This is a genomic window from Sporobacter termitidis DSM 10068 (assembly GCF_900130065.1).
GTDB lineage: Bacteria > Bacillota > Clostridia > Oscillospirales > Oscillospiraceae > Sporobacter > Sporobacter termitidis.
Map to the genome: position 1 here is coordinate 479,723 of NZ_FQXV01000001.1, position 23,361 is coordinate 503,083.

At 55.1% G+C, this 23,361-nt stretch carries 23 protein-coding genes and 2 riboswitches; of the genes, 11 read left to right on the forward strand and 12 right to left on the reverse strand.

The window, feature by feature from the left end; all coding sequences use genetic code 11:
* Nucleotides 1-86 precede the first annotated feature (86 nt).
* Nucleotides 87-1,037 carry a LysR family transcriptional regulator gene (locus BUB60_RS02270; protein WP_159435329.1) on the reverse strand — a complete coding sequence of 317 codons (951 nt, stop codon included), beginning with the start codon at nucleotides 1,035-1,037 and terminating at the stop codon, nucleotides 87-89.
* Between the two features lie 226 nt (nucleotides 1,038-1,263).
* Between BUB60_RS02270 and BUB60_RS02275 the strand changes: the two genes are divergently transcribed.
* From BUB60_RS02275 to BUB60_RS02300, 6 genes are all read left to right on the forward strand, one after another.
* Nucleotides 1,264-2,226, forward strand: coding sequence for an epoxyqueuosine reductase (locus BUB60_RS02275; RefSeq protein ID WP_084726180.1), 963 nt, complete (start codon nucleotides 1,264-1,266; stop codon nucleotides 2,224-2,226).
* A gap of 10 nt (nucleotides 2,227-2,236) precedes the next feature.
* A complete protein-coding gene (locus BUB60_RS02280) occupies nucleotides 2,237-3,478 on the forward strand; it encodes an FAD-dependent oxidoreductase (RefSeq protein WP_073075997.1) in 1,242 nt (413 codons plus the stop codon).
* 160 nt (nucleotides 3,479-3,638) lie between these two features.
* Entirely contained in the window at nucleotides 3,639-4,808 is a 1,170-nt protein-coding gene (locus BUB60_RS02285; protein ID WP_073075998.1) for a substrate-binding domain-containing protein, read from the forward strand.
* A gap of 92 nt (nucleotides 4,809-4,900) precedes the next feature.
* Complete coding sequence (locus BUB60_RS02290) at nucleotides 4,901-5,302, forward strand: aconitase X swivel domain-containing protein (RefSeq protein WP_073075999.1); 402 nt, start codon at nucleotides 4,901-4,903, stop codon at nucleotides 5,300-5,302.
* A gap of 9 nt (nucleotides 5,303-5,311) precedes the next feature.
* The gene (locus BUB60_RS02295) at nucleotides 5,312-6,604 is read left to right on the forward strand and encodes an aconitase X (RefSeq protein ID WP_073076000.1); all 1,293 of its coding nucleotides are present in this window, start codon (nucleotides 5,312-5,314) and stop codon (nucleotides 6,602-6,604) included.
* Nucleotides 6,605-6,766: 162 nt separating this feature from the next.
* Nucleotides 6,767-8,119: a D-alanyl-D-alanine carboxypeptidase family protein gene (locus BUB60_RS02300; RefSeq protein ID WP_073076001.1), complete on the forward strand. Its 1,353-nt coding sequence runs from the start codon at nucleotides 6,767-6,769 to the stop codon at nucleotides 8,117-8,119.
* Nucleotides 8,120-8,182: 63 nt separating this feature from the next.
* Here BUB60_RS02300 and BUB60_RS02305 read toward each other — a convergent pair whose 3' ends face one another.
* From BUB60_RS02305 to BUB60_RS02315, 3 genes are all read right to left on the reverse strand, one after another.
* Nucleotides 8,183-9,973, reverse strand: coding sequence for an ABC transporter ATP-binding protein (locus BUB60_RS02305; RefSeq protein ID WP_242941128.1), 1,791 nt, complete (start codon nucleotides 9,971-9,973; stop codon nucleotides 8,183-8,185).
* Nucleotides 9,966-11,654 carry an ABC transporter ATP-binding protein gene (locus BUB60_RS02310; RefSeq protein WP_073076003.1) on the reverse strand — a complete coding sequence of 563 codons (1,689 nt, stop codon included), beginning with the start codon at nucleotides 11,652-11,654 and terminating at the stop codon, nucleotides 9,966-9,968. The genes BUB60_RS02305 and BUB60_RS02310 overlap by 8 nt, the downstream gene beginning before the upstream one ends.
* Nucleotides 11,655-11,866: 212 nt before the next feature.
* Nucleotides 11,867-12,394, reverse strand: a complete 528-nt coding sequence (locus tag BUB60_RS02315) for a CAP domain-containing protein (protein WP_073076004.1) — start codon at nucleotides 12,392-12,394, stop codon at nucleotides 11,867-11,869.
* 75 nt (nucleotides 12,395-12,469) lie between these two features.
* Nucleotides 12,470-12,568, reverse strand: a riboswitch (cyclic di-GMP riboswitch).
* Nucleotides 12,569-12,678: 110 nt separating this feature from the next.
* A riboswitch (cyclic di-GMP riboswitch) is annotated at nucleotides 12,679-12,778 on the reverse strand.
* A gap of 119 nt (nucleotides 12,779-12,897) precedes the next feature.
* Between BUB60_RS02315 and BUB60_RS02320 the strand changes: the two genes are divergently transcribed.
* From BUB60_RS02320 to BUB60_RS02330, 3 genes are all read left to right on the forward strand, one after another.
* Nucleotides 12,898-13,296 (forward strand): DUF6941 family protein, encoded by a 399-nt coding sequence (locus BUB60_RS02320; protein WP_073076005.1) that lies wholly within the window; start codon nucleotides 12,898-12,900, stop codon nucleotides 13,294-13,296.
* Nucleotides 13,297-13,379: 83 nt separating this feature from the next.
* Nucleotides 13,380-13,955 carry a hypothetical protein gene (locus BUB60_RS02325; RefSeq protein WP_073076006.1) on the forward strand — a complete coding sequence of 192 codons (576 nt, stop codon included), beginning with the start codon at nucleotides 13,380-13,382 and terminating at the stop codon, nucleotides 13,953-13,955.
* Between the two features lie 339 nt (nucleotides 13,956-14,294).
* Nucleotides 14,295-15,080: a GntR family transcriptional regulator gene (locus tag BUB60_RS02330; RefSeq protein ID WP_073076007.1), complete on the forward strand. Its 786-nt coding sequence runs from the start codon at nucleotides 14,295-14,297 to the stop codon at nucleotides 15,078-15,080.
* Nucleotides 15,081-15,140: 60 nt separating this feature from the next.
* On the opposite strand, the gene BUB60_RS02335 is transcribed toward BUB60_RS02330, so the two are convergent.
* Nucleotides 15,141-16,031, reverse strand: a complete 891-nt coding sequence (locus BUB60_RS02335) for a DMT family transporter (protein WP_073076008.1) — start codon at nucleotides 16,029-16,031, stop codon at nucleotides 15,141-15,143.
* Between the two features lie 220 nt (nucleotides 16,032-16,251).
* Here BUB60_RS02335 and BUB60_RS02340 point away from each other — a divergent pair, with 220 nt between their 5' ends.
* Nucleotides 16,252-17,457, forward strand: coding sequence for an FprA family A-type flavoprotein (locus tag BUB60_RS02340; protein WP_073076009.1), 1,206 nt, complete (start codon nucleotides 16,252-16,254; stop codon nucleotides 17,455-17,457).
* A 19-nt stretch (nucleotides 17,458-17,476) separates the two neighbouring features.
* The gene (locus BUB60_RS02345) at nucleotides 17,477-18,487 is read left to right on the forward strand and encodes a uroporphyrinogen decarboxylase family protein (protein WP_073076010.1); all 1,011 of its coding nucleotides are present in this window, start codon (nucleotides 17,477-17,479) and stop codon (nucleotides 18,485-18,487) included.
* A gap of 162 nt (nucleotides 18,488-18,649) precedes the next feature.
* Here the strand turns inward: BUB60_RS02345 and BUB60_RS02350 are convergent, their stop codons facing one another.
* The 7 genes from BUB60_RS02350 to BUB60_RS02380 all read right to left on the reverse strand — a co-directional run bounded on the left by BUB60_RS02350 (nucleotide 18,650) and on the right by BUB60_RS02380 (nucleotide 23,254).
* Complete coding sequence (locus tag BUB60_RS02350) at nucleotides 18,650-19,417, reverse strand: hypothetical protein (protein WP_073076011.1); 768 nt, start codon at nucleotides 19,415-19,417, stop codon at nucleotides 18,650-18,652.
* A gap of 55 nt (nucleotides 19,418-19,472) precedes the next feature.
* Nucleotides 19,473-20,048, reverse strand: coding sequence for a CBO0543 family protein (locus tag BUB60_RS02355; protein WP_073076263.1), 576 nt, complete (start codon nucleotides 20,046-20,048; stop codon nucleotides 19,473-19,475).
* Between the two features lie 5 nt (nucleotides 20,049-20,053).
* Complete coding sequence (locus BUB60_RS02360) at nucleotides 20,054-20,620, reverse strand: hypothetical protein (protein ID WP_073076012.1); 567 nt, start codon at nucleotides 20,618-20,620, stop codon at nucleotides 20,054-20,056.
* A 115-nt stretch (nucleotides 20,621-20,735) separates the two neighbouring features.
* Nucleotides 20,736-21,044 (reverse strand): ferritin family protein, encoded by a 309-nt coding sequence (locus BUB60_RS02365; RefSeq protein WP_073076013.1) that lies wholly within the window; start codon nucleotides 21,042-21,044, stop codon nucleotides 20,736-20,738.
* A gap of 51 nt (nucleotides 21,045-21,095) precedes the next feature.
* Nucleotides 21,096-21,437 (reverse strand): P-II family nitrogen regulator, encoded by a 342-nt coding sequence (locus BUB60_RS02370; RefSeq protein ID WP_073076014.1) that lies wholly within the window; start codon nucleotides 21,435-21,437, stop codon nucleotides 21,096-21,098.
* Nucleotides 21,438-21,646: 209 nt separating this feature from the next.
* Nucleotides 21,647-21,988, reverse strand: coding sequence for a P-II family nitrogen regulator (locus BUB60_RS02375; RefSeq protein ID WP_073076015.1), 342 nt, complete (start codon nucleotides 21,986-21,988; stop codon nucleotides 21,647-21,649).
* A 21-nt stretch (nucleotides 21,989-22,009) separates the two neighbouring features.
* Complete coding sequence (locus BUB60_RS02380) at nucleotides 22,010-23,254, reverse strand: ammonium transporter (protein ID WP_073076016.1); 1,245 nt, start codon at nucleotides 23,252-23,254, stop codon at nucleotides 22,010-22,012.
* Nucleotides 23,255-23,361 lie beyond the last annotated feature (107 nt).

Genomic DNA, 23,361 nt, shown 5'->3' on the forward strand with positions numbered 1-23,361 from the left:
AGGTAATTGTCGGCGGCGGCCTCTGTTATACCGGACAAGGCGGCAAAAAAGCGCCGCACGGGTTTGCCGTGCGGCGCTTTGCCTTTTTATAACATTTCGTCTTTTCCGTGCCCGAAAACGGTCATGCCTTCGGGGTCGTCCGGGATGATATTGATGAAGTCCTGCGCCTCTTTGGAAAGATCGTCGGTCCGCCAGGCCACCACCAGATACGGGTCGTCCTTTTTCTGCGGCATATCGATGAATTTGATCTCCTCGTGCCCGGGGACGTTTGGAAAATACCCGCCGACGGTCATGCCCTTTCCCTGCCGGATGGCGCGCATAAGCGACTGGAAGTTCAGCACATACTGCATATCCTTTGGGACAATGCCGTATTTTTTCAGTCTGGACAGGCTCCTCTCCCTGTCGCTGATCTCGTCGTCGATGATCAGCGCGTAAAAGTATTCCTTTTCAAAATCTTCTTTTATGAGCTCGCTGAAGCTGTTATAGACGGCAAACGGGTGCTTTTTTGACATTGCCAGGCACGTCCTGCTCCGGCAGACTCTTTTCGTGGACACGTGAGGGACGTTGTTGAAGATAAAATCATGCGAAAAGATGATATCCACATCTCCGTAAAGCAGCGCATGCTTCAGGTCCATGAAATCGTACAGGATCTCGCTGAGCTCGATTTCCGGGTGGCGGGCGGCATAGTCGTCGATGAGCCTTTTGAGCTTGTCGTAATCGTTGCTGGCGTCGTATGTACTGGGGTACCCGATACGGATGATCTTGGCTTTTTTCATATCCTTGGCAAGCTGGATGTTCTTGCACATATTGTTATACGGAGTGCGCAACTTTGAATATAAAAACTCTCCCTCTTTTGACAGCGCCAGGCCCCGGTTGCTCCGCAAAAACAGCTTCATGCCCAGGCCGTCCTCAAGCCGGTGTATCGTTTTGCTCAGGGCTGATTGCGATATGTACATGGCGTTTGCCGTCTCGGATATATTCAGGTGGTCTGCAACAGCAAAAAATGTCGCCAGCTGCTGAAATGTGATATTATACACCAAAGCCGCCTCCAAACCCATGAAATATGTGTAATCTGACAGCGCAGTCTCCTTGAAATATACCATGACGTATGGGTTATTTCAAGCGCAAATATTCATATTGGCTGTACGTGTTGGTTATATCAGGGACCCGAAAATCGAATTGTACATGAACCCGCCGGCATTTTATAATAGGAAAAAACTCGGCGGCCGCCGGTATCCGGCGCCGTCACTATGGAGGTATCCCATGCACAGAGAGGATTTGCTGAAGCTTACCGCGGAATTCTCTGAAAGCTCCCCCACAAATTACCTGACTCCGGAAGCGGATGACGCGGAAGCGCTGAACAAGCTGGCCAGCGGCTTTTTCGCCAACAACTTCGCGCGCAACAATTATCACGGCGGCGACAGCGACGGTACGGCGCTCAACAAAGACAAGGACAGCCGCTATGTCGGCATGCGCTTTTTCCTGCCCCCGGTCCTCGCCGTTGGCGCGGCCTCGGACGAGGGCTTTAAAAAGCTCCAACGGCCGGAGGTGGTCGGGCCTCATCACCTGCTGCCGGAGGACTGGCTCCCCGGGGCAAAATCGGTCATCTCGCTGTTTCTCCCCTTTACGGAGCGCGTTATCTCCTCTAACACAGAAAATCCCGCCGAGCCCTCCTGGGAATGGCTCTTTACCCGGGTGGACGGGCAGCAGCACCTGCTAGCGACCGGCGCGCTCGTCCGTGACGCCCTCATCCGTGAAGGCTACAGGGCCGTGGTGCCATATATCGACGACAGGTTTCTCATGCGCACATCCCGGGATCAGACAGGCCTGCCGATCCCGGCGTTCTCCAGCAACTGGTCGGAGCGGCACGTGGGCTTTATCACCGGCCTCGGCACCTTCGGGCGCATGACGAATTTCATCTCAAAGCGCGGCTGCTGCGGCCGCCTGGTCAGCGTTGTGACCGATTGGGAGACAACGCCGGATGAAAAGGATTACGAGGGTATCTACGATTACTGCGCCGAATGCGGCGCGTGCTATCCCGCCTGTCCCGGCGGCGCACTGTCGGCGGACGGCAAGGACATCGACAAGTGCTCGGCCTACCTGCGAAAAATCGGCAGTAAGTTCGCGCCCCGCTACGGCTGCGGCAAATGCCAGTCCGGCCTGCCCTGCGCCACAAAAAGCCTCGCAAGCCCAAAACGGAATGTCAGATCAAAAATAACGATATAGGAGCCAGAACATGAAGCAGTATGTCATAGAGCCTGAAAGGCAAACGGAAATCGCCCTGTCCTGCGACGTTCTCGTGGCCGGCGCCGGCATCGCCGGGATGGCCGCGGCGATCGCGGCGGCCAGAAACGGCGCCAGGGTCATCCTGCTGGAGCGGGAATACGGCCTTGGCGGCATGGCGACGCTGGGCCTCGTCACGATATATCTTCCCCTGTGCGACGGTCAGGGGGAGCAGCTTGTCTTCGGCCTTGGGGAGGAGCTGTTGAAGCTCTCTATCGCCCACGGCGCCGAGGCAGCCTATCCGAAGGCGTGGCTTGAAAATGGGACGCTGGAGGAGCGTATCCAAAACAGGTATATCACGCAGTTCAACCCTCATCTGTTCGCGCTCCGCGCCGAGCAGGTGATGACGGCGCTCGGGATCACCATCCTGTACGGCTCGACAGCCGTCGGCGTCGTCAGGGACGGGAGCAAAATCGGCGCGGTGATCATTGAAAACAAGTCTGGCCGCACCGCCATTGCCGTCCGGTCTGTTATCGACTGCACGGGAGACGCCGACGTATGCCATCTTTCCGGTGCCCAAACAGTGCTGCACAGCAAGGGGAACGGACTTGCCAACTGGTATTACTACTTCAGCGAGGGTAAGGTGTCGCTGAAGATGTTCGGTCTGGCGGATATCGCGCCGAGTCAGAAACGGGTCCCCGCCGGCGGCGGCTCCGGCGTTGTGCCGAAGGATACGGCCATGGTGGAGAGCCTGGACAAGGGGACGCGCTTCTCCGGCGTCGACGGCTTTGAGCTCTCCAGGGTGGTGCTGGCCGGCCACGCAAAAATGTACGAGGACATTCTGAAGCACCGGGAAGCCGACCCGGAGTATGTCCCGACCCAGGCCTCCGCTATCCCGCTTGTGAGGATGTCGCGAAGGCTGGCCGGCGCGTATACCATGGACGAGTCGGAAAACAAGAAGCATATGGCGGACAGCATCGGTATGACCGGGGACTGGAGAAAGCGCGGACCGGCTTTTGAGCTCCCCTTCGGGACGCTTTATTGCCGCGAGGTCCCCAACCTTCTGGCCGCCGGCCGGGATATCTCCGTCACCGACGATATGTGGGACATCACACGCGTCATTCCGCCCTGCGCCGTCACCGGCCAGGCCGCCGGGACAGCCGCGTCCATGAGTGATGATTTCCCGTCGCTTGACGTTGCCGCGCTCCAAAAAAAGCTGACGGACCAAGGCGCGCGGCTCCACGGAAACTGGTAACTATTCCCTGCCCCGGCATTTGGTATTCCTGTTGAGCTATGGCGGCAGATATGTTTTGATATTGTACAATCCACAAAAAGCGACATATAATCTAGATGTGTTTTGTGAACTTCTATAAATCCCAGCCTCTGTACCGCTGAAATTCTGAAAGGAGATAACTATGAAAAAGGCAGCAGCAATCTTACTCGCTCTCATCTTAGCACTCTCTCTTTTCGCCTGCAGCAGCAGTTCTCCGCAAACAACACCGAGTGCAAGCACATCACCCAGTTCATCCCCCAGCGCCGAAGCCTCCGCAAGCCCCACAGCTCCCACACAGGGCACCGTCGGCTATTTTGACGACGCCAAGACCAGCGCCGCCAACAGGAAGACTTACAAAATCGGCTACTTCTATCTGTCGACACTGGCCCTTGAAACAGCGCATTTCGACGCGATGAAAACGATGCAGACCGTACTGAACTTCACCTGCAAGGACTACAGCGCCAACAACGATGACGACACCTTCGTGCAGAACCTGGAGGTTGCCTCTCAGGAAGGCTACGACGGCTATGTGATCGAGCCCGATGCCGTCATCTTCCCGCGCATCGTCGAGATCATGGCCGAGCTCAAGACGCCGTATGTATTCACGGTCAACGCGTACCGCGATGAAAACGGCTCCAATCAGGTGCCGACGGTCATTCTTGACCAGTACAAGAACGGCAACACCCAGGTCCAGTGGTTCTTTGACAACTACAAGACCTATTGGAAAGACGCCAATCCGGCCGATATCGCCCTGCTGACGCTGGAATACTCCACAAACCCCGACCTTATCGAGCGCATGGACGGCGTCAAGGATAAGTTTAAGGAGCTGTTCCCCGGCAACGAGATCATTATCGGCGACCTGGCCGGCCTGACGCTGAACGAGCAGAATGCGTTCGACAAGGCCTCCGGGATCCTGTCGGGCAACCCGGATGTGAAGTACTGGTTCATCGACGGCAGCGTTGAAAACTTCGGACAGGGCGCCACCCGCGCCACCGAGACGCTTGATATGACCGATAAGACCATGATCCTCACCAGCGGCGCCAACATTCTCCCGAAGGAATGGGACGCCGGCTACACGGGCAACTGGGTCGCCTCCTATGCTGTGTACAACTATAACTACATCGTCCCCGCCCTGAGCGGCCTGATAGCGCTCATAGACGGCCGGGCCACGCCGGAGACGCTCTGGCAGGAAAATAAGCAGCCGGGCGATAAAGCCTCCACCTTCTTTGCCGGCGACCAGATGGTCACGGTGGATACATACAAAACCGTACAGGACGACATCGCCAAGACATACGGCGTGACGAGCGCGTAATCTGCTTGCTAACCTCCCTTTTTATTATATTTGCCGGAGCCGAAACCACGCGTCAGCGTGGTTTCGGCCCATTAAACGAAAAGAGGAACGCTATGAAGAAAATCAGAATCAAGGGCCGGGGCGAATTCCCCGGGTGCGTGGAAGCGGAAGCCATCGTTTCGCGCAAACCGCTGGAGGGGTTTACCAACTGCGATCCCCTGCACGGGTATACGACCGAGCGCAACCATCCGCTGTTCAAGGTGTCTTATACGGGCAAGGTGCTCGTCTACCCATCCCCCAGAGGCTCAGGCGGCTTTATGATGTACGGCGCCGGGGCCAAGCCGGCGGCGTTCGTCCATACGGAAGGTACGCCCCTGAGCGTGGCATGCGCGATGGTCGGGCGGATTCCATCCATGACCGACTTTGAAAAAGACCCGATGGATTACATCGCGTCGGGCGACCTCGTACTGGTCAATGCCGACGAGGGGTATATCGAAATTACGAAGAAGGATTAAGTGATCGCAATGGTATTTTTGAAGGACGAAGAAAAACGTATCCTCCAGGGCGAGGAAGGACATGTTGCGCAGCTTTGCATGGAGTTTATCGTGGAAACGGCCAATGTTGCCGGCGCGGAAAAGCTGGTCGACCTTGACGGGACCGGCGACTTTCACACGCCCCGGACGGCCATGGTACCCTTTTATGAGTTCCCCTTCGAGGAGCTCAAGGCTCTGGCTGAGAGCGGTGCCACATTCAAAATCCCCACCTTTGCCAACAAGTCCCCATTCGGCGAGCTGACGCCGGTGCAGGGCTGGGAGCACTGCCACATGTGCACCTACGGCACAAACTGCCACGATGACCCGGAATTTCACAAAAAGGCCATGCATGACGATTATTACGCTCTTTACAGAAAAATGGGCATGATGACGACGCACTCCTGCGCGTCGTACCTCACGGCCACCTATCTGCCCACGATGGGGCAGCACTGCTCCTGGAACGAGAGCTCTGCCGTTCCCTATTGCAACGCGGTGCTGGGTGCGCGCACGAATATTGACGGCAGCTTTGCCACCTGCTTTCTGGGCAAGGCGGCATATTACGATATGCACGTCACCGAGAACCGCCATGCCACCATTCTCGTCAAAACCGAGCGGCGCATTCAGTCGGACCTGGAATGGGACGTCTTCGGCTTCGCGGTGGGCGAGGAGTGCGGCGTGGCCATTCCCTGCCTCACCGGCACGGCGAAGCCGAACACCACCCAGTTTATGAAGCTGAATTCCGGCATGAACACCGGCGGCAACGTCCGTATGTACCACATCCCCGGTTCGACGCCGGAGGCGCACACGGTGGAAATGGCGTTCGGGGGCAAAAAGCCAAGGCGTGAGACCATGATCGGAGAGGCCGAACTGAAAAGGGCATATGAAACGCTGAATTATCACACGGCAGATACCGTGGATTTGGTGTACCTCGGCTGCCCGCATCTGAATATCGTCGATCTGATGCTCCTGGCCCGTAAGCTGGAGGGCAAAAAATGCAAGGTCCCGCTCTGGATCATGTCAACTCCCTGGCTGTACAGCGTCGCCAAGGACTTGGGCTATGTAAAGACGTTTAAGGACGCCGGCGCGTATCTGATGACAGGCACCTGCCTTGCCGCCATGGGCGGCGTGCCGGAAGGTGTGAAAAATTTGGCGGTGGATTCTGCAAAGCAGTCCTACTATATCACCGGCTGCTACCCGAACGACCCGTTGGGCGTCTGCTACGGCTCCCAGGACGACTGTATCGACGCGGCCGTCACAGGGCGCTGGCATGGGGAATGGAAATAATCGTATCCGGCTGAATAACAAGTCACGAACGAAAGGCCATGCGGCTTGCATGGCCTTTTTTATTTACATAATACGGCGTTTTTAATCATATACTGTGACGACATCCTGTTTAAATACCAATGATATCGCCCAATTTTAATCATCGGCTATATGAGGTTTATGATGAAAAAATGCTTATTCACCGCTTTTTTGATTATTCTTTCCGCTCTGTGCGCCGTTGGCGGGCAGGCTGCAAGTCCCAGCGCAAATGACGTCTCTCCCGGCAATATCAGCTCGACCTCCTACATACTGATCGATGCCGCCTCGGGCCTGGTCCTGTGCGAGAAAAATGCCGACCGTAAAGCGTATCCGGCCAGCACCACCAAAATACTCACCGGCGCTCTCGCCCTGGAAAAGGGCGAGCTTGACCAGATGATGACCGCCACCGCGGCGGCGGCGGCGGACATCGGCCCGGACGGGATGAATATCGGGCTGAAGTCCGGCGAGAAGCTCAGCATGCAGGACCTCCTGAACGCGACGCTCATATATTCAGCCAACGACGCGGCCAATGTTCTGGCAGAGAATTTAGCAGCCACAAGGCAGGATTTTATCGATATGATGAACGCCAAAGCCAAAGAGCTGGGTGCCGCCAACACGCATTTTACAAATGCCAGCGGCATCCACGACGCCGAGCACTATACAACGGCCAGAGACCTGTCTCTTATGGCGCGATACGCCATGACGCTGCCGGAATTCCGCAAGATCGTTACAAAATCGTCCTACACCATGTCCAAGACCAACGGCCACGAGGCGCGCCAGCTGCGTACGGTGAACAAATTTCTGAAGGAAACGTCGGATTATTTCACCAGGGTCGACGGCATCAAGTCCGGCTTTACGAGTCCGGCAGGCTGGGACCTGGTTTCGGCGGCATCGAACGACAGCGGCATGCAGCTGATCGCCGTCGTTCTGGGAGATCATTCCGAAAAAGAAGTGGATGCCGATTCAAAAGCGCTGCTGGAATTCGGATTTAAAAGTTATTCCGTTCAAACCTTGGCGGACGTGGGACAGTACGTACAAAATATCAGCATCAGCGGCGCGGAGCCCGATAGCGCCGCAGTGGTCGCGGAAACCAAGCTGTCCGCCGTTTTGCCGAACGATCAGGGCAAGTGGGATATCAAGAAAAACATTCAGCTGAATTCCGATATCAAGGCTCCCGTTAAAAAGGGCGACGTTTTGGGCACGCTCGATTTTGTCGTGGGCGGCGCTTCGCTGGGCAAGGTCAATCTGGTATCCGACAGAGATATCGGCGCGAAGGTCGTGGCATATACCACCTTCGGCACCAAAACGGAAAATACCGCGCCAAAGCTCCAGGAAAGCGTGACGCCGGCACAGCCTTCTGCCGGCAAGGATGTACAGCAGGCGGTCATCTGCGCGCGGACCGGCATCGCCATATTGGTCATTCTCTTCGCTGTGTTGATAATCAATCCCGGGAAACGGGCAAAATATCCGAAACGGCGTTATAAGATCAGATACTGATACGTCATGCGCCGCCACGCATCGGGCCCGGGATCATAAAGAACCCGGGCCCCTTTTTATCGTTCAGGTTTCAAACTGCGCGTGGTACAACCTGGAATACGCCCCGTCCCGGGCGATCAGCTCCGCGTGGACCCCCTGCTCCACGACCGCGCCGTCCTGGATGACGAGGATATGGTCCGCGTTTTGGATGGTGGACAGACGGTGGGCGATGACAAAGCAGGTTTTGTTTTTCATCAGGCTGTACATAGCGTCCTGAATCTCCAGCTCCGTCTTCGTGTCCACATTGGAGGTGGCCTCGTCGAGTATGAGCATCCTGGAGTCTAAGAGCATCGCCCTGGCGATCGTCAAGAGCTGCCTCTGGCCCTTGGAGATGTTGACGGCGTTGTCGCTCAGTACCGTGTTGTACCCCTCGGGCAGGGACGCGATGAAGCTGTGTATCTTGGCCGCCTTGGCCGCCCGCACCACCTCGTCCATCGTCGCATCCTCCCTGGCGTAGGCGATATTTTCAAAGATCGTCCCGGAGAAGAGCCAGGTGTCCTGGAGCACCATGGTGTAGGCCCGGCGCAGGCTTTTGCGCGTCACGGTGCGGATATCCTCTCCGTCGATGCAGATGGCGCCGCTGCCGACGTCATAAAACCGCATCAGCAGATTGATTATGGTGGTTTTCCCCGCCCCTGTGGGGCCGACGATGGCGATCAGGCCGCCCTGGGGCACCTCAAGGCTCAGCTTGTGGATGATCTCCTTCTCTGGCGTGTATCCAAAGGTGACGTCACTGATTTTGACGTGGCCCCTGACATGATCGAGTTCCCTCGCGTTTTCGGCGTCCACCTGCTCCGGCGCCTCGTCGATCAGCAGGAACACGCGCTCCGCCGCCGCGGCGGCCGACTGCAGGTCCGTCAGCAAATTGGCGGCCTCGCTGATGGGGCCGGAAAACTTGTTGGAATAGAGGACAAAAGCGGCGAGATTGCCCAGGCTCAGATAGGAGAAGAAATACAGCAGTGCACCCACCACGGAGATGAGCGCCATGGACAGGTTGTTGATAAAGTTGATGGAGGCGTTGACGGTGCACTGGTGATAATCCACATCGAACCAGGCGTCCATCGTTTCGGTATGCCGCGAGGCGAATCTCTCCTCCATGACGCTCTCCCGGCCATAGGCCTTGACGGTGGAATGGCCGGTGACCGTCTCCTCTGAGAAGCTGTTGAGCTCCCCCACCTTCCTGGTGCGCAGCCTGTAACGCGGCGTGAGCTTTCCCAGCTTGCTTCTGGTGATGAAAATCGACAGGGGGATCGTCACGACAAAGATCGAGACAAGCGGCACATTGATGCTCAGCATCATGACGAACGACATGACGACGGTGATAAGGCTCGTCAATATCTGGACCACCGAGGTGGACAGCGTCGTATTGATGGTATCGATGTCATAGGTCACGCGGCTTAAAATATCTCCCGGCGGCGTCTTGTCAAAGAACCCCACGGGCAGGTCCATCAGCTTTCTGAACACGTCGCCCCGCATCTCCGCCGTCACGCGTTGGCTCAGCCGGATCATCAGCACCGAGATCACATAGGAAAACAGCGAAGAAAACAGGAAGAACGCCGCCATCAGCGCGCAGTAATAGAAGACCCTGTCGAACTGCACCTTCCCCACACCGGGCGTGATGGCGTCGATGGCGTAACCGGCCAGGCGCGGCCCAATGAGTGACAGGAAGTTGCTGGCAACGGTCAGCACGAGCGACAGGAACAGCAGCCACTTAAAGCGGTACAGATAGCCGAACAGGCGCGCCGCGACATAGCGGCCGTTTTTCGGCCCGGCGGAGTTTTTCGGTGCTTTTTTCTCCTTTTTGATTTCAGCCACGGCGCCCACCCCCCATCTGCAGCTCCGCGATGAGCCTGTAGCTGTCGCAGCTTTTTAGAAGCTCTTCGTGCACGCCGCTGCCGACAACGGCGCCGTCCTCCAGAACGAGGATATGGTCGGCATACATGATCGAGCTGACCCGCTGGGCCACAATGAGAGTGGTGGTATCCCTGTACGCCGTCTTAAGGACATGGCGCAGCGCGGCGTCCGTCTTATAGTCCAGGGCGCTGGCGGCGTCGTCCAATATGAGAATCTCCGGCGAGGAGGCCAAAGCCCTGGCGATCAGGAGCCGCTGCTTCTGCCCGCCGCTGAGATTTTGGCCCCTTACCGACAGCATGTGGCCAAGGCCATCGGGAAATCCGGCGATGAATTCCCCGGCCTGCGCGTTCTCGGCGGCCATTAAAGCCTCTGCCGCCCCAAGGCTTCTGCCGAAGATAATGTTATTCTCGATCGTATCCTCGAACAAGACGTCGTTTTGAAAAACGACGCCGAACTTTTCGCTCAGGTTTTCGATACCGTCGATTTTCTCCCCGCCGATCCGGATCGTTCCGGCATCCGGCTCGTAAAACCGCAGGAGCAGCTGCAGGATCGTCGATTTGCCGCTGCCCGTGGGGCCGATGATGCCCAGCGTCTCCCCTTTTTTCAGGTGGAAGCTGATATTTTCCACGTTGTTTTTGACCTTGTTGTAAGAAAAGGACACGTTGTCAAAGCTCACATGATAGTCGCTGTCCATGTGGTCCGGGGCGGCAAGACGGCGTTCCTCCGGGGCGTTAACGACCTCGCCGATCCTGTCGCCGGAGGCGCTGGCCCTTGATATCATGATGAAGACTCTGGTGATCCAGAGCATGGCGTTTAAAATGATTGTAAAATAGGTCATGAACGCCAGGAGCTTGCCCGGCTGCGACAGTCCCATATTGACGCGATAAGCGCCCGCCAGGATAACCAGCACGAGTCCCACGTTGAGGATGATATTCATCACGGGGCTCGTAACCGACATGAGGACGCCGGCCCGCTGCTCCCGCTCCCGGAGCTCCTGATTGACCTTTTCAAAGCGCGCCTTTTCGTGTTCCGTCTTGGACAGCGCCTTGATCACGCGGATACCGGAGGTGCTTTCCCGGACGGCGCGCACCAGCCTGTCGACCGTCTGCTGGAGCTTTGAGTACATCGGGATACCCTTGTTGGATACGATGACCACAAGCGCGAGGATGACCGGCAGCGTCGCCAGGAGGATGAGCGTCAGCACCGGCTCCAGGATAAAGGCCATGATAATGCCGCCCAAAAGGAGCACCGGCGTCCTGATCCCCAGACGCAGGACGGTGGATATGGTGTTGTGGATGTTGTATGTATCCGACGTGAGCCGCGCCACGATAGAGGGCGCCGTGAACCGGTCCATCTGCCGCCTGGACAGCCGCATCGCCCCAGCAAAAAGGTCCCGCCGCATTGCTTCCGTCGTATCCCTGGATATCTCCGACGCGAGGCGGTTGGCTCTGATCGTGCCGAACAGGGAGACAAACGCGCAGGCAATCATCGCACCGCCCCACAGGAGTACCAGCTCTACCCTCTTCATCGGCACAATATCGTCGATGATATAAGACAGGATGAGCGGCAGCAGAAGATCCGTAAATGTCCCGATAATTTTAATGGCCAGCTGAACAACGAGTTTCCTTTTACTGAAAGCCATGTAACGGAGTGCAGTTTTGATATCGCCTCAGCCCTTCCAGTCATAAAAATCCATATTTAATATACCTCTTCCAAAAAGCGATCGGCAATCTCAAATCGTCATGAGTGGATTCCGTTGAGGGAATGGCGACAAAATACAGCAAGCCGTCCTGAGTCGGACGGCTTGCGTTTCGTTCTGATATAATCGGAGATATATCAGCGGTGATTCTGGCGCTAATAGGATTTCGGCGTGTAGAACAGCTGGGACCAATAGGGCGTGCCGCTGTCGCTCAGGTAATAGCCGATGCCTATGTACGTGAAATCGGCGTCCAGGAGATTCTGCTTGTGGGAGGCCGAGTTCATCCAGGCCTTAACGACCTCTTCCGGCGTTTTAAAGCCACAGGCCAGATTCTCTCCCGCGGCATAATATCTCAGGGAATACTCGCCAAAGATCGTAAAACACCTGCTCCCGTCGGGTCGGACATGTCTGAAGTCCGTTGAGGCTTCCTGCGCTCGGACGTCCGCCATATCGGCCAGCTTGTCCATGGCCGCAAGGTCCGCCACGCCGGCTTTTTCGCGCTCTATATTCACAAGGCGGACGACTTCGGCCTTATAGTTCGCGACAGCCTGACTGTCCGTCGCGGCAGGCGATCCTGCCTCCACCGGCACGTCTGCCGCCAGCACTTGGACCGCGCTGAGGGAAATAACGGCGGCAAGCGCCAGAACAAACGGGAGAAACCTGACTTTTCTGCTTTTGGACATAGAAATGCCTCCAAATATACCGCCGTGATTCTGTTCGGACAGTAAAATGGAGACGCCTATCCTCTACAGAATAATTTCGGCAACCGGCTGTCGTAGTCCGGGCGTTCATACCGCGCTGACCTTAGACCCTTGGCTTTGCGTCCCTGCTTTTCAGCAGGTTTGCCCTTTTCGATTTATCCATGGTATTGATGAAACGGTTCTCGCAAGCTATTGAAAAATAAAAAGCTCCCTGCCGACAGACGCCGGAAAAGAGCTCATCCTTTATCAATATAAAAGATGATACTTTCGGCAACCGGCTGTCATCGTCGGGGGCGTGTGTGCCGCGCCGACCTTAGACCCTTGGCTTTGCGTCCTTATTTTTCAATAAGTTTGCCATTATCGATTTATCTGATAATAATGATAGCATTTCGACACGATTTGTCAAGATATTTTCGTCGTTCCCTGAATAATATTGTATCACGGCGGCCGATTCTGATATAATGCGGATATTGGAGGCGTTTCCTATGAAACTCAAATATTCGTTTGTCTGCGATTCGGCCAATATCTCTTTGCAGGGCAACCTGAACGCGCTGGGCATTTTCAGCAATATCAACGCGCCCAAATATCCCCTGACGTACAGCAGATTTTTTTACGTGGCAAACGTCGTATTTCACCGGAGCGAGGCGGGGCCGCATAAATTCAGGCTGTCGTTCGTCAACGATGACGGCCGGGATATTGTCTCTCCGATTGAAGGCGCATTGAACGCCACGCCGCAGGTCCTGAGCAACAACCTCCTGCTGGAGCTCAACGGCATCACCTTTCCCGGCCCGGGCGTCTATCAGATCGACCTCTCCGTGGACAATGTCTTCATGGGGTCCGAAACGATCACCGCCACGGTTTCCGAGCGGACGCTCCAGCAGTAAAATGTTGCAGGAGATACATTAAATTCCTCTTTTATGCAGATAATCTATGTGAAAACAACTTTGTCTTCGTAAGGAGGATCTTGATGAAACGCAAACTTCTGCTCCTGACGTCCGTTCTTTTGATCGCGCTGCTGGCCGGCTGCGCGCCGGCCTCGAACGTGACGCCGTCGCCGTCTGTGAGCACGTCGCCCCTTGTCTCCACCGGTCCGTCACAGACGCCGTCGGACACCACCACCTCCGCATCCATCGTGAACACGGCGGCGGCCTTTCAGAACGCCATCGGCAAAACCGGCACCTGGATCATCTGCATCACGAATGATATGACGATCACCCAGGACCTGACTGTCGACGGCAGCTTTATGAACACAAAAACGCCGCCCGCCTCCCAGCGCAAGCTCGCGTTTTACGCCCAGGATGAAGACCGCAACATCACCGCCAGATATACCCTGACCGCCCCGAAGATGACGATCAACAGTCCCGACTGCGCCATCTGGTACGGCACCTTCAAGGGCGACCTGTACGTGTCCGCGGATAACTTTCAGCTGATCGGCGCCACAGTGGACGGCAACGTCTACTTCACCAGCGAAAGCGCGCAGTCCTCATTTAAAATGGACGACGCCAGCAAAATCACCGGCGTCAAAGAGCTCAAAACAGCTTAATTGGGTCCTCGAAAAACAGAAAGCGCCCCGGAAACGGGGCGCTTTCTGTTGGGATGAAAGATGAAAGGAAACCGATGTGCAGGGGCGCATCGGATGGCAGGTGATGATTACCCATATATCTCACATATGGCAAATGTATCATACGTCTGTGATATACCATATCATCTTTTCTGCCTGTTGTAAACAGAAAATGATAAATTTTTTTATTTGTCAAAAATTTGGTCAGATGACATGACAATTCATGGATTTGACAAATGAAACGCAGTTTGGCGTTGCAATTATCTGAAAACATGTTATAATAACCAAAAATAGCAAATTTGGACGGCGAGGAACTTTACAATGAATTCTAACCCCATTCTCAACGCCGACCTGACGACGGACGGTAACATACCTCTGTATTTTCAGCTTGTCGGAATCATCAAACGTTATGTCTCCGCGGGAATACTGGCCCCCGGCGACATGCTGCCGTCCGAGTCGGAGCTGTGCAGAGGTCTGGGCATCAGCCGCTCTACCGTACGCCAGGCCATCGGCGCACTTGAAGATGAGGGGCTTGTCATACGCAAGCAGGGCCGCGGCACTTTTGTCGCCGAGCCGAAGATGCGCCGGCGCAATGAGAACGTCTATTCGTTTACGAGCGAGGTGTCGGCCATGGGTCTGACCCCGTCTTCCACGCTCATCGAGTTTGACGTTATCCAGCCGTCGCCCGATATTATGAAGATGTTTTCACTCCATTCGGACGACATTCCCGTCTATCGCTTCACGCGTATCCGGCGGGTCGACGGCGAGCCTGTGATGCTGGAGACGTCCTTTTACCCGCAGTATATCTATCCCAACCTGACGCGCGAGCTGCTGGAGACCCATTCGTTTTATTCGCTGCTGTACGAGGTCGGCATCGTCCCCGCTTCCGCGGTGGATACCTACGAGGCGGTCAAGCTCTCGGCCGACGAGGCGGCGCTGCTTGGCTGCAAAAGCGGCAGTGCGGGCTTCTTCCATCAGCGACAGACGAAAACGGAAAACGGCGAGGTCTTCGAGTTTACCCAAACCCTCATCCGCGGCGACAAAACCCGCCTCGAGGTCGTTCTCCACAAAAACGGCGTATCCTTCAGCAGGATGCTGAATAAATAAGCGCTTTAAAAATCAGGCCGTCCACATCGCATGACGTGGGCGGCCCTTTTCTATATCGCCTTAACCGGCGCATCGGGGCGTTTTCTCCGGCGGCCTCTCCCCCGCCGCTCTTTTGTCCTGGAGGACGCATTGGGCGGTGACGGCGCCGATAACGATGACGCCGCCGATCAAGGAGAAAATGCCGGGATTCTCGCCGGCAAAGATAAGAACCCAGACGGGGTTCAAAAGGGGCTCCAGCGCCCCGATCAGACTGCAGGCCAGCGGCGGGCAGCGATTCGACGCCAGCGCGAGAAGTATGTATGGGATACCGATCTGAACGACGCCGAGGATGACGATAAAAACAACGGACAGCGTCGTGACCGTGCCTCTGGTGAAGAACACGAATGGGATGCCGATAAGGGCCGTCAGCACCTGGCCGAAGAAGATGCCGCTCATCTTTTGTATGGCGTCGGTCCGGCTGACGGAGAGGTACATCCCCGCCATGAAAACACCGGCCAGCATCCCGACGATATTCCCGGCAAGCTGCCCCGCCCGCAGGCCGCTGACAAAGAAGACGGCAATACCGCAAAAGGTCAGCAATACCGTCAGGTAATCCGAGGTCCGGAATTTCTGGCGGAACAGGAGCGCCGAGAAGAGTATGATGAATATCGGGGATGTAAACTGCAGCACAATGGCGTTGGCCGCCGTTGTCAGCTTGTTGGCGACAACAAAGCAGGAAAAGGTCGCGGCGAGGAAAAACGCGCACAGGAGCACCTGCTTTGACAGAAAGAGCCTTTGTTTTGTAATCAGCATATACACGCCGACGGTGACGGCGGCAAAAAGACCACGGAAGCCGGAGATGACCATCGGGTTCCAGTCGATCAGCTTGATAAAGATTCCGGCGATGCTCCACAGCGCCGCACAGATAAGCATCTGCGCGATGGCGATCCTCTGTTTTTTTCTGTCTGTCATAATGGTCTCCCAAATGGCAAAAATCGGCGGTGCTCCCGCAAAACAAGGACATCATAGCATACGGGGAACATAATTGCTATAAAAACAGCACAAGTTTTCCTATGGCGCTATTTGAAAATCATATGGCAAACAGCGTATTCTGTCATAAACAGGTAGAAAAAAAGGCCGGGGTATGCTAAAATAAAGAGCGCATTTTACTGATGATGAAAGGTTGATTACTGTGGGTGTAATTAAAATACGGGAAGGTATCTACTCCGTCGGCGTTCTGAACCCCGGTCTGCGGCTGTTTGACGTCATCATGAAAACGGAATACGGCACTTCTTACAACGCTTACCTGCTGACCGGCGAAAAGAATGTGTTGATCGAGACCGTGCATGCCAGATATTTTGACGAATATGTGGAAAACGTCCAAAGTATCGTCGACCTGAGTAAAATCGACTACATTGTGATGAACCATAACGAACCCGACCATTCCGGCTCGTTGGCAAGACTTTTGGATCTGGCGCCGAACGCGCAGCTTTTGGCAACGCCGGCCGGCCGCATCTATCTGCCGCTCATTACGAACAAGCCGATGCCGGCGATGCGCGCCGTTCAGGACGGCGAGACGCTGGAGCTCGGCGGCGGTCGGACGCTCCGGTTTATCCACGCCCCGTTTTTGCACTGGCCGGATACCATGTTCACGTATCTTGAAAGCGAAAAGACCGTTTTCACCTGCGATTTCCTCGGCGCGCACTTCTGTGAGCCGACGATGTCGGACCTGAAGCTTCAATACCGGTCCGCCTACGAGCGCGCGCTTGAGGAATATTTCGACGCCATATTCAGCCCGTTCAAGCCGTACGTTCTCAGCGGACTGTCCAAGCTGGACGCGCTGGACGCCGAAACCGTCTGTACGAGTCACGGCCCCATTCTCCACAAAAACGGATTTTTGGAGGACGTCCGGCGCCGGTATGCAAAATGGAGCACCCGTGAGCCCCGCCAGCAAAAAGATATCCCCATTTTCTATTGCAGCGCCTACGGCAACACCGCGGCGCTGGCCGCCCGGATCGCCGAGGGCATCAAGAGCGTTATTAAAGACGCTGCCGTCGAGCTCTACGACCTGACGGTCTCGGACCCCTGCAGCCTGACGGGCCGGATGAACGCTGCCGACGCTTTCCTGCTCGGTACGCCGACAATCAACAAGGACGCGCTTTTACCCGTGTGGCAGCTTGTTAACAGTATCGACGCCATCAGCGCGAAAGGCAGGCCCGTTTCTGTCTTTGGCTCTTACGGCTGGAGCGGAGAGGGCGTGCCGGCCGTTATTTCCAGGCTGAAGGGCCTCAATATGAATGTGTTTGAAGAGGGGTACAGGTGCCGCTTTGTCCCCTCCGACGCTGAGCTGCAGGCCGCTTTTGAATTTGGCGCACGTTTTGCGACGGCGCTTGGATGAATCATAGGAGGAAATGAGTATGCTCACATCAAAACAGAATGTCTTGGAAACCTTGAAAATCGGCGGCAAGCCCGACAGGCTTGTCAACCAGTATAGGCCTTATGTTCTGGTCCAGAGTGACCCCGTCTACCAGCTTGTCCGGGGCAATCGCGCCCGCGGCAAGACCACCAAGGACGTCTGGGGTACGGAAATCGCCTGGCCCGAGGATCAGCACGCCGCCATGCCGCATGTGACGGAAGAAAACAAGGTACTGAAGGACATCACCAAATGGCGCGAGCTGAAGGTGCCGGATCTGGCCGCTGCGGCGAAGGACCCCGCCTCGTGGGAGCCCGCCCTTAAGGCCGCGGCCGCCGTTGACCACAATGAAAAGCTCGTTATGGGCTTTATGGGCACGGGCGTCTTTGAGCAGCTGCACTTTCTCATGGGCTTTGAAGACACGCTGGCGAATATGCTGATGGAGCCCGAGGCCATGGCTGAGCTTGTGGAGGTGGTGGGCGAATACCGCTTCACCTACATGAAGCTGCTGGTGGACAATCTCAAACCCGATATCATCCTCTCCCATGACGACTGGGGCAGCAAAAACAGCATGTTTATGAATCCGGACACGTGGCGCGAGATCATCAAGCCGCAGTACGTCAAAATCTACGGCTATGCCAAAGAGCACGGCGTCAAGATCATGCACCACGCCGATTCCTTCCTGGAACCCATCGTCGAGGACATGGTGGAGCTCGGCATCGACATCTGGCAGGGCGTGCTGCCGCAGAACGACATCGTAAAGCTCCAGAAGCAGCTCAAGGGCCGGATGGTCCTCATGGGCGGCATTGACGCGGCCATCGTCGATTGGCCGAACACACCGGAAGACGTCATCCGTAAGGAAGTCCGGCGTGCCTGCGCCACATATGGTCCCGGCGGCGGCTTTATCCCCAGCCTGACCTACGGCGGACCGGGCAGTATCTTTCCGAACGTCGACGCGACGATCTCCGACGAGATCGAGCGGTACAACAAGGAAGTTTACGGCGTCCACGAATAAGCCGTAATTTTAGCGGGATTTTGACAGAATAAAAAAATGGGCATGCACGAGCATGTCCATTTTTTTATTATTTAACCGTCAACTTCCATCTTTAGTCCCTCCAAGTATGGGCTTCTACACGTGACCTGATATATTATATCTGAAAACGGCTGTTTTGATACTTTACTCCGTGTATTGCCACCGGAGCTTATATTTATGCAGGAAAAGCGGATTTTTCTTCTGCACGACAAAACGCCTTTTCGTCACGTCCAGCGTCTCCGAATACACTGCGTAGTCGGAATTGCTGACAAGACATTGGCTCGTTATATACCGGAGATTCATATTGCTGGGAAAATTGAGCTCCATTCTCAGATTTTTTGTAGGATGGTTCACGTTATACTGCATCTCCGGCAGCGCCGTATGCTCCCTATCGTAGAGATCGATATCGATTTCCAGATCGACAGGCTGCCCTTTCATGATCATCCGCGGAAACCTGATCAGATACTCGTTAAAGCCGCTGTGGTTTTCAATCTTCTCCGTCTCGTAGCCGTTGACCCGGAATTCGTAGCGGCTGCCGTTCCATTTAAACCGGAAGGTGTCATTGTCGAAGCTGCACCGCGGGTTTATAAAGGAAATATTGAACGTGCACCGCATATGCTCCCTGTTGATCACCGTCAGATTGTAATTATATTTTATGTACTTTCTCTTGATTTCGCCCTTTTTAAGATAGACGGTTCGATAAAATACTTTCCTTTTGCATATGTCGAAGCAGATGAAGGTCAATATCAGGACGAGGGTTGCGGCGACAATCAGGCTCTGGCTGATATACGTCGTAAGAAACGTCTTGATAATCGGTATGACAAGCGAAACGGCCGTCGTTATCGCCGCCACGACGAGATTGACCAGATAGGAGTCGATGATTAAGATGATTTTGGCTTTCAGTTTTTCCATACGCTCTCACCCGCGACAGTTTGTCCGACGAATGCTTCATTATATGACCTCCTTTTCAATGATATTCATGGAACGGCGCGGCGGGCACTTTGCGGGCGCGCCTTTTCACCGCAGACAGAACCGCTTTCGCAATGATGCCGATGGCAAAATAGAGCGGCAGACCGTACCAGCTTTTCCAGCTGAGCATCTGATACATACGGAGCCAGACGAAAAGCGGCTCAAACACAAAGCAGGAGAACAGCGCCATGACGGCCTGCGCAATAAGAAAGCTTTTCCATTTTCCGAAAAACTGATAGATGAGCGAGTATAAAAACGGCAGACTTGCCAGGTTGATCGCCGAAATGGGCGGAAAAAGTGGAATCACATCGATGGGATAATCCCACAGCGTCATCTCCTCCCCCAGCTCGTCCAGGATCAGGATCATTACCGCCGTGACAGCAGCGTTCAAGGCGACTTCCGCCAGCCGCTCTTTATTAACCATTTTCCACCACAGCCAGGCGCTGAAAGCGAACAGCGAAACCATAGCCACCCAGCGGATATGGAAAAAGCCGTCGCTGATCCATTCGTCAAACCGCACGTTTGTCAGCTGAAACTGCAGCTCTGTCGGATTCGTTATTTCCGCTAATATCATCACCATCACCAGCCTTGATTCAGAACTTGTTTTCGGACGCCCGCGGTTTCGACGATCCGGACCACCGCTGTTCTCACAAGCACCGCCGAGGCAAAGTAAATCGGCAGGCTCTCAAAATAATGCCAGCGCACGAGCCGGTACAGGCCGGCGGCGGACAGAAGCGGGTCGGCGCCGAAGCAGACGGCGGCGGAAAATACGGCCGCGGCCCAAGCAAACGACATTGTCTGCTCAAAATACTGGTACAGAAGCGAAAAACCCAGCCCCAGCAGCACAAAGTTGATTGCCGAAAGCGTCGGAAAATAGGCGATGATGTCCGTGGGAAAATCCCACAGCGTCAGTTCTTCCCCGTATTCGCAGATCCCCATGTAAATAACGGCGGCAAGGAAAGCGAAAAGACTGACCTCCAGGATTTTTTCCCTGCGGATCAAAACCCACCATAAAACAACGAGCGCTATCATCGCGGCAATAAGAATCCACCACAGTGGGCTGAACAGCTCATCGTCAAGCCATCGCTGAACGCGCAGCTCTGTCAGCTGCTTTTGTATATAGACATTTCCCGGAATTTCCATCATGCGTCACCACGTTAAACGGTCATTGATTATTCACATGATAATATCTCCATGCGCCAAAATTATTATCCCTATAAGCAATGAAGACGCGGCAGCGCGCCGCGTCTTCATTGCTTTATTATTTTTTCTTCAGCTTTGCGATTTCTTCCTCGACTTCCTCCGCGCCTTCGGTGTAGAGCTTCTCTTCGTCGGGAGCCAGCTCCCTGAGGAGTCTCAGGAACTCACCCGCGTGGACGCGTTCCTCATCGGCAATATCCTTCAAAACTTCAATGGCCAGCTTGTTATCGATCGACTCCGCCAGCTGCATATACAGCTGAATGGCCTCGTATTCCGCGGCAACCATAAAGCGGATGGCTCTCACAAGCTCGGCGTGGGTCAGCTTGTTCCCCTTTGCCGCTCCGGCAAACGGTGTTCCAAAATCAGGCATTGTATTACTCTCCTTTTCTTTTATCTTTATGTTAACATTGATATGTTAAACTCACAGGACGGCGGTGTCGCCGCGCTCTCTGGTGCGGATACGGACGGCGTCGATAATATCCGAGACGAATATTTTTCCGTCGCCCACATCGCCCGTATACGCCTTTTCGCAGATTTTATCGATAACCGTCTCGACCTGATTGTCGAGCACGACGATTTCCAGCTTGAGCTTGGGCAGGAAGTTATATTCCACCTCCGCGCCCCGGACAAATTCCTTCCAGCCCTTTTGATTGCCGGCCCCCATGATCTGACTGATGGAAAGGCCGTTGATATTCAGCTGATTCAGAATTTCTTTAATATCCCCCAGTTTTTCCGGACGGATGAACGCCTCTATCTTCTTCACTGCTTCAACCCCTTTGTCAAAGTAAGAATATCATATCAAAAAATACTGAAATGTTCAAATGCAAATATCACATTCCGTTCATACACTCTGCGGGAATGCAAAATATTTTTGGTGCGGATGCGGAAACAGAGCGGTTTTCCCGCTCCGTTTCCGACTATTCCTGTTTTATATGACGTCTACACGGAAAAAGCCTATCAAATATCGCCGGATTATTTTATGGCGTCCATGCCCTTTTCTCGCGTTCTGATGCGGACGGCGTCAAGCACCTCGGAGACGAAAATCTTGCCGTCTCCCACACTGCCGGTATAGGCAACCTCACAGATCTTGCTGACGATATTCTCGACCTGCTCGTCGGCAGCCACGATCTCGAGCTTGACCTTCGGCAGGAAGTTGTAGTCGATCTCCGTGCCGCGGACATATTCCTTCCAGCCCTTCTGCTTGCCGAAGCCCATAACCTGGCTGACGGACAGCCCGTTGAGATGCAGCTCCTGCAGATGCGCTTTGATTTCCTCAAGCTTTTCCGGCCTGATAAATGCGTCGATTTTTTTCATATTAACAGCCCTCCGTATCGATTAGTCCATGCCGTTGAACGCGGGGTAAGCCGTTTCGCCGTGCTCGGCGCTGTCGAGGCCGATATCCTCGCTCTTGGGCGGCACCTTGAGGCCCTTCGTAACGAGAGAGGAGATTCCGGCGGCAATGAGCGTGCCGATGACGGCAAAGACGATGGTGATCCCGATGGCCGCGAGCTGGCGGACAAAGAGATGTGCGTCGCCAAAGACGAGGCCGTCCCAGGCCGCCGCAGAATTTATCGACTTCTGCGCGAACAGGCCGGTGGCGATGCCGCCCCAGATACCGCCGACGCCGTGGCAGCCGAAAACGTCCAGGGCGTCGTCATAGCCGAACTTCGGCTTGACAACGGTGATGAAGAAATAGCAGATCGGGCTGACGAGCGCGCCGATGACGATGGCTGCCCAAACGGGCACGAAGCCGGCGCCGGGCGTAATGGCCACAAGGCCGATCACAAGACCGGTGGATGCGCCGACAAGGGTCGGCTTGCCGTTTCTGATGACTTCGATGAGCAGCCAGGACAGCATCGCCGCGGCGGCCGCCGTATTCGTTGTCATGAACGCGTGGATGGCAAGGCCATTGGCCGCCAGCGCGCTGCCGGCGTTAAAGCCGAACCAGCCAAACCACAACAGCGCCGCGCCGAGAAGCACAAACGGCACATTGTGGGGATGATACGTCGCCTTGCCGAAATTTTTTCTCTTCCCCAGGAGGATCGCCAGCACAAGAGCGCTGACGCCGGAGCTGATGTGGACCACATTGCCGCCCGCAAAGTCGACGGCGCCGAGCTTGAACAGGAAGCCGCCGCCCCAGAGCATGTGCGCCAGGGGGTAATACACGAGAATCGACCAGATTGTCGTAAAGATAACGAGCGCGCCGAACTTCATCCGTTCCGCGATGGCACCGGTGATCAGCGCCGGCGTGATGATGGCAAACATCATCTGGAAAACCGCAAAGCCAAGCGTGTTCGGATAGGCCAAGGTCGTATCGTTGAGCGTATCAAAGCCCATGCCGAACCATCCAAAATCCCCGATAATGCCGCCTGTGTCGCCGTGGAAGGACAGCGTGAAGCCGATCAGCACCCACAGAAGAGATGCGATGCCCATCAGGATGACCGAGGACATGATGGTATTGATGATGTTTTTCCGTTTGACAAGCCCGCCGTAAAAGAACGCCAGGCCGGGTGTCATGATAAGTACGAGCGCCGACGATGTCAGCATCCAGGAGACATCGCCCGAATTCAGTGCCGCCATGATATCCACTCCCTCAAAATAAATTAGTCGCTGAAAAGAGAAATAAAAAAGCTGTCTTTGAATTTTGCATAAGGCAAAAGTGCATAGACAGCGATTGTATGTACAAC

What these genes read in the sequence shown, in the direction of transcription:
- BUB60_RS02280 (WP_073075997.1), top strand. Translation starts at nt 2,237, where the DNA reads ATGAAGCAGTATGTCATAGAGCCTGAAAGGCAAACGGAAATCGCCCTG.
- BUB60_RS02310 (WP_073076003.1), bottom strand. Translation starts at nt 11,654, where the DNA reads ATGGCTTTCAGTAAAAGGAAACTCGTTGTTCAGCTGGCCATTAAAATT.
- BUB60_RS02300 (WP_073076001.1), top strand. Translation starts at nt 6,767, where the DNA reads ATGAAAAAATGCTTATTCACCGCTTTTTTGATTATTCTTTCCGCTCTG.
- BUB60_RS02350 (WP_073076011.1), bottom strand. Translation starts at nt 19,417, where the DNA reads ATGGAAAAACTGAAAGCCAAAATCATCTTAATCATCGACTCCTATCTG.
- BUB60_RS02345 (WP_073076010.1), top strand. Translation starts at nt 17,477, where the DNA reads ATGCTCACATCAAAACAGAATGTCTTGGAAACCTTGAAAATCGGCGGC.
- BUB60_RS02325 (WP_073076006.1), top strand. Translation starts at nt 13,380, where the DNA reads ATGAAACGCAAACTTCTGCTCCTGACGTCCGTTCTTTTGATCGCGCTG.
- BUB60_RS02290 (WP_073075999.1), top strand. Translation starts at nt 4,901, where the DNA reads ATGAAGAAAATCAGAATCAAGGGCCGGGGCGAATTCCCCGGGTGCGTG.
- BUB60_RS02315 (WP_073076004.1), bottom strand. Translation starts at nt 12,394, where the DNA reads ATGTCCAAAAGCAGAAAAGTCAGGTTTCTCCCGTTTGTTCTGGCGCTT.
- BUB60_RS02380 (WP_073076016.1), bottom strand. Translation starts at nt 23,254, where the DNA reads ATGGCGGCACTGAATTCGGGCGATGTCTCCTGGATGCTGACATCGTCG.
- BUB60_RS02375 (WP_073076015.1), bottom strand. Translation starts at nt 21,988, where the DNA reads ATGAAAAAAATCGACGCATTTATCAGGCCGGAAAAGCTTGAGGAAATC.
- BUB60_RS02365 (WP_073076013.1), bottom strand. Translation starts at nt 21,044, where the DNA reads ATGCCTGATTTTGGAACACCGTTTGCCGGAGCGGCAAAGGGGAACAAG.
- BUB60_RS02275 (WP_084726180.1), top strand. Translation starts at nt 1,264, where the DNA reads ATGCACAGAGAGGATTTGCTGAAGCTTACCGCGGAATTCTCTGAAAGC.
- BUB60_RS02285 (WP_073075998.1), top strand. Translation starts at nt 3,639, where the DNA reads ATGAAAAAGGCAGCAGCAATCTTACTCGCTCTCATCTTAGCACTCTCT.
- BUB60_RS02360 (WP_073076012.1), bottom strand. Translation starts at nt 20,620, where the DNA reads ATGATGGAAATTCCGGGAAATGTCTATATACAAAAGCAGCTGACAGAG.
- BUB60_RS02320 (WP_073076005.1), top strand. Translation starts at nt 12,898, where the DNA reads ATGAAACTCAAATATTCGTTTGTCTGCGATTCGGCCAATATCTCTTTG.
- BUB60_RS02355 (WP_073076263.1), bottom strand. Translation starts at nt 20,048, where the DNA reads ATGATATTAGCGGAAATAACGAATCCGACAGAGCTGCAGTTTCAGCTG.
- BUB60_RS02295 (WP_073076000.1), top strand. Translation starts at nt 5,312, where the DNA reads ATGGTATTTTTGAAGGACGAAGAAAAACGTATCCTCCAGGGCGAGGAA.
- BUB60_RS02335 (WP_073076008.1), bottom strand. Translation starts at nt 16,031, where the DNA reads ATGACAGACAGAAAAAAACAGAGGATCGCCATCGCGCAGATGCTTATC.
- BUB60_RS02330 (WP_073076007.1), top strand. Translation starts at nt 14,295, where the DNA reads ATGAATTCTAACCCCATTCTCAACGCCGACCTGACGACGGACGGTAAC.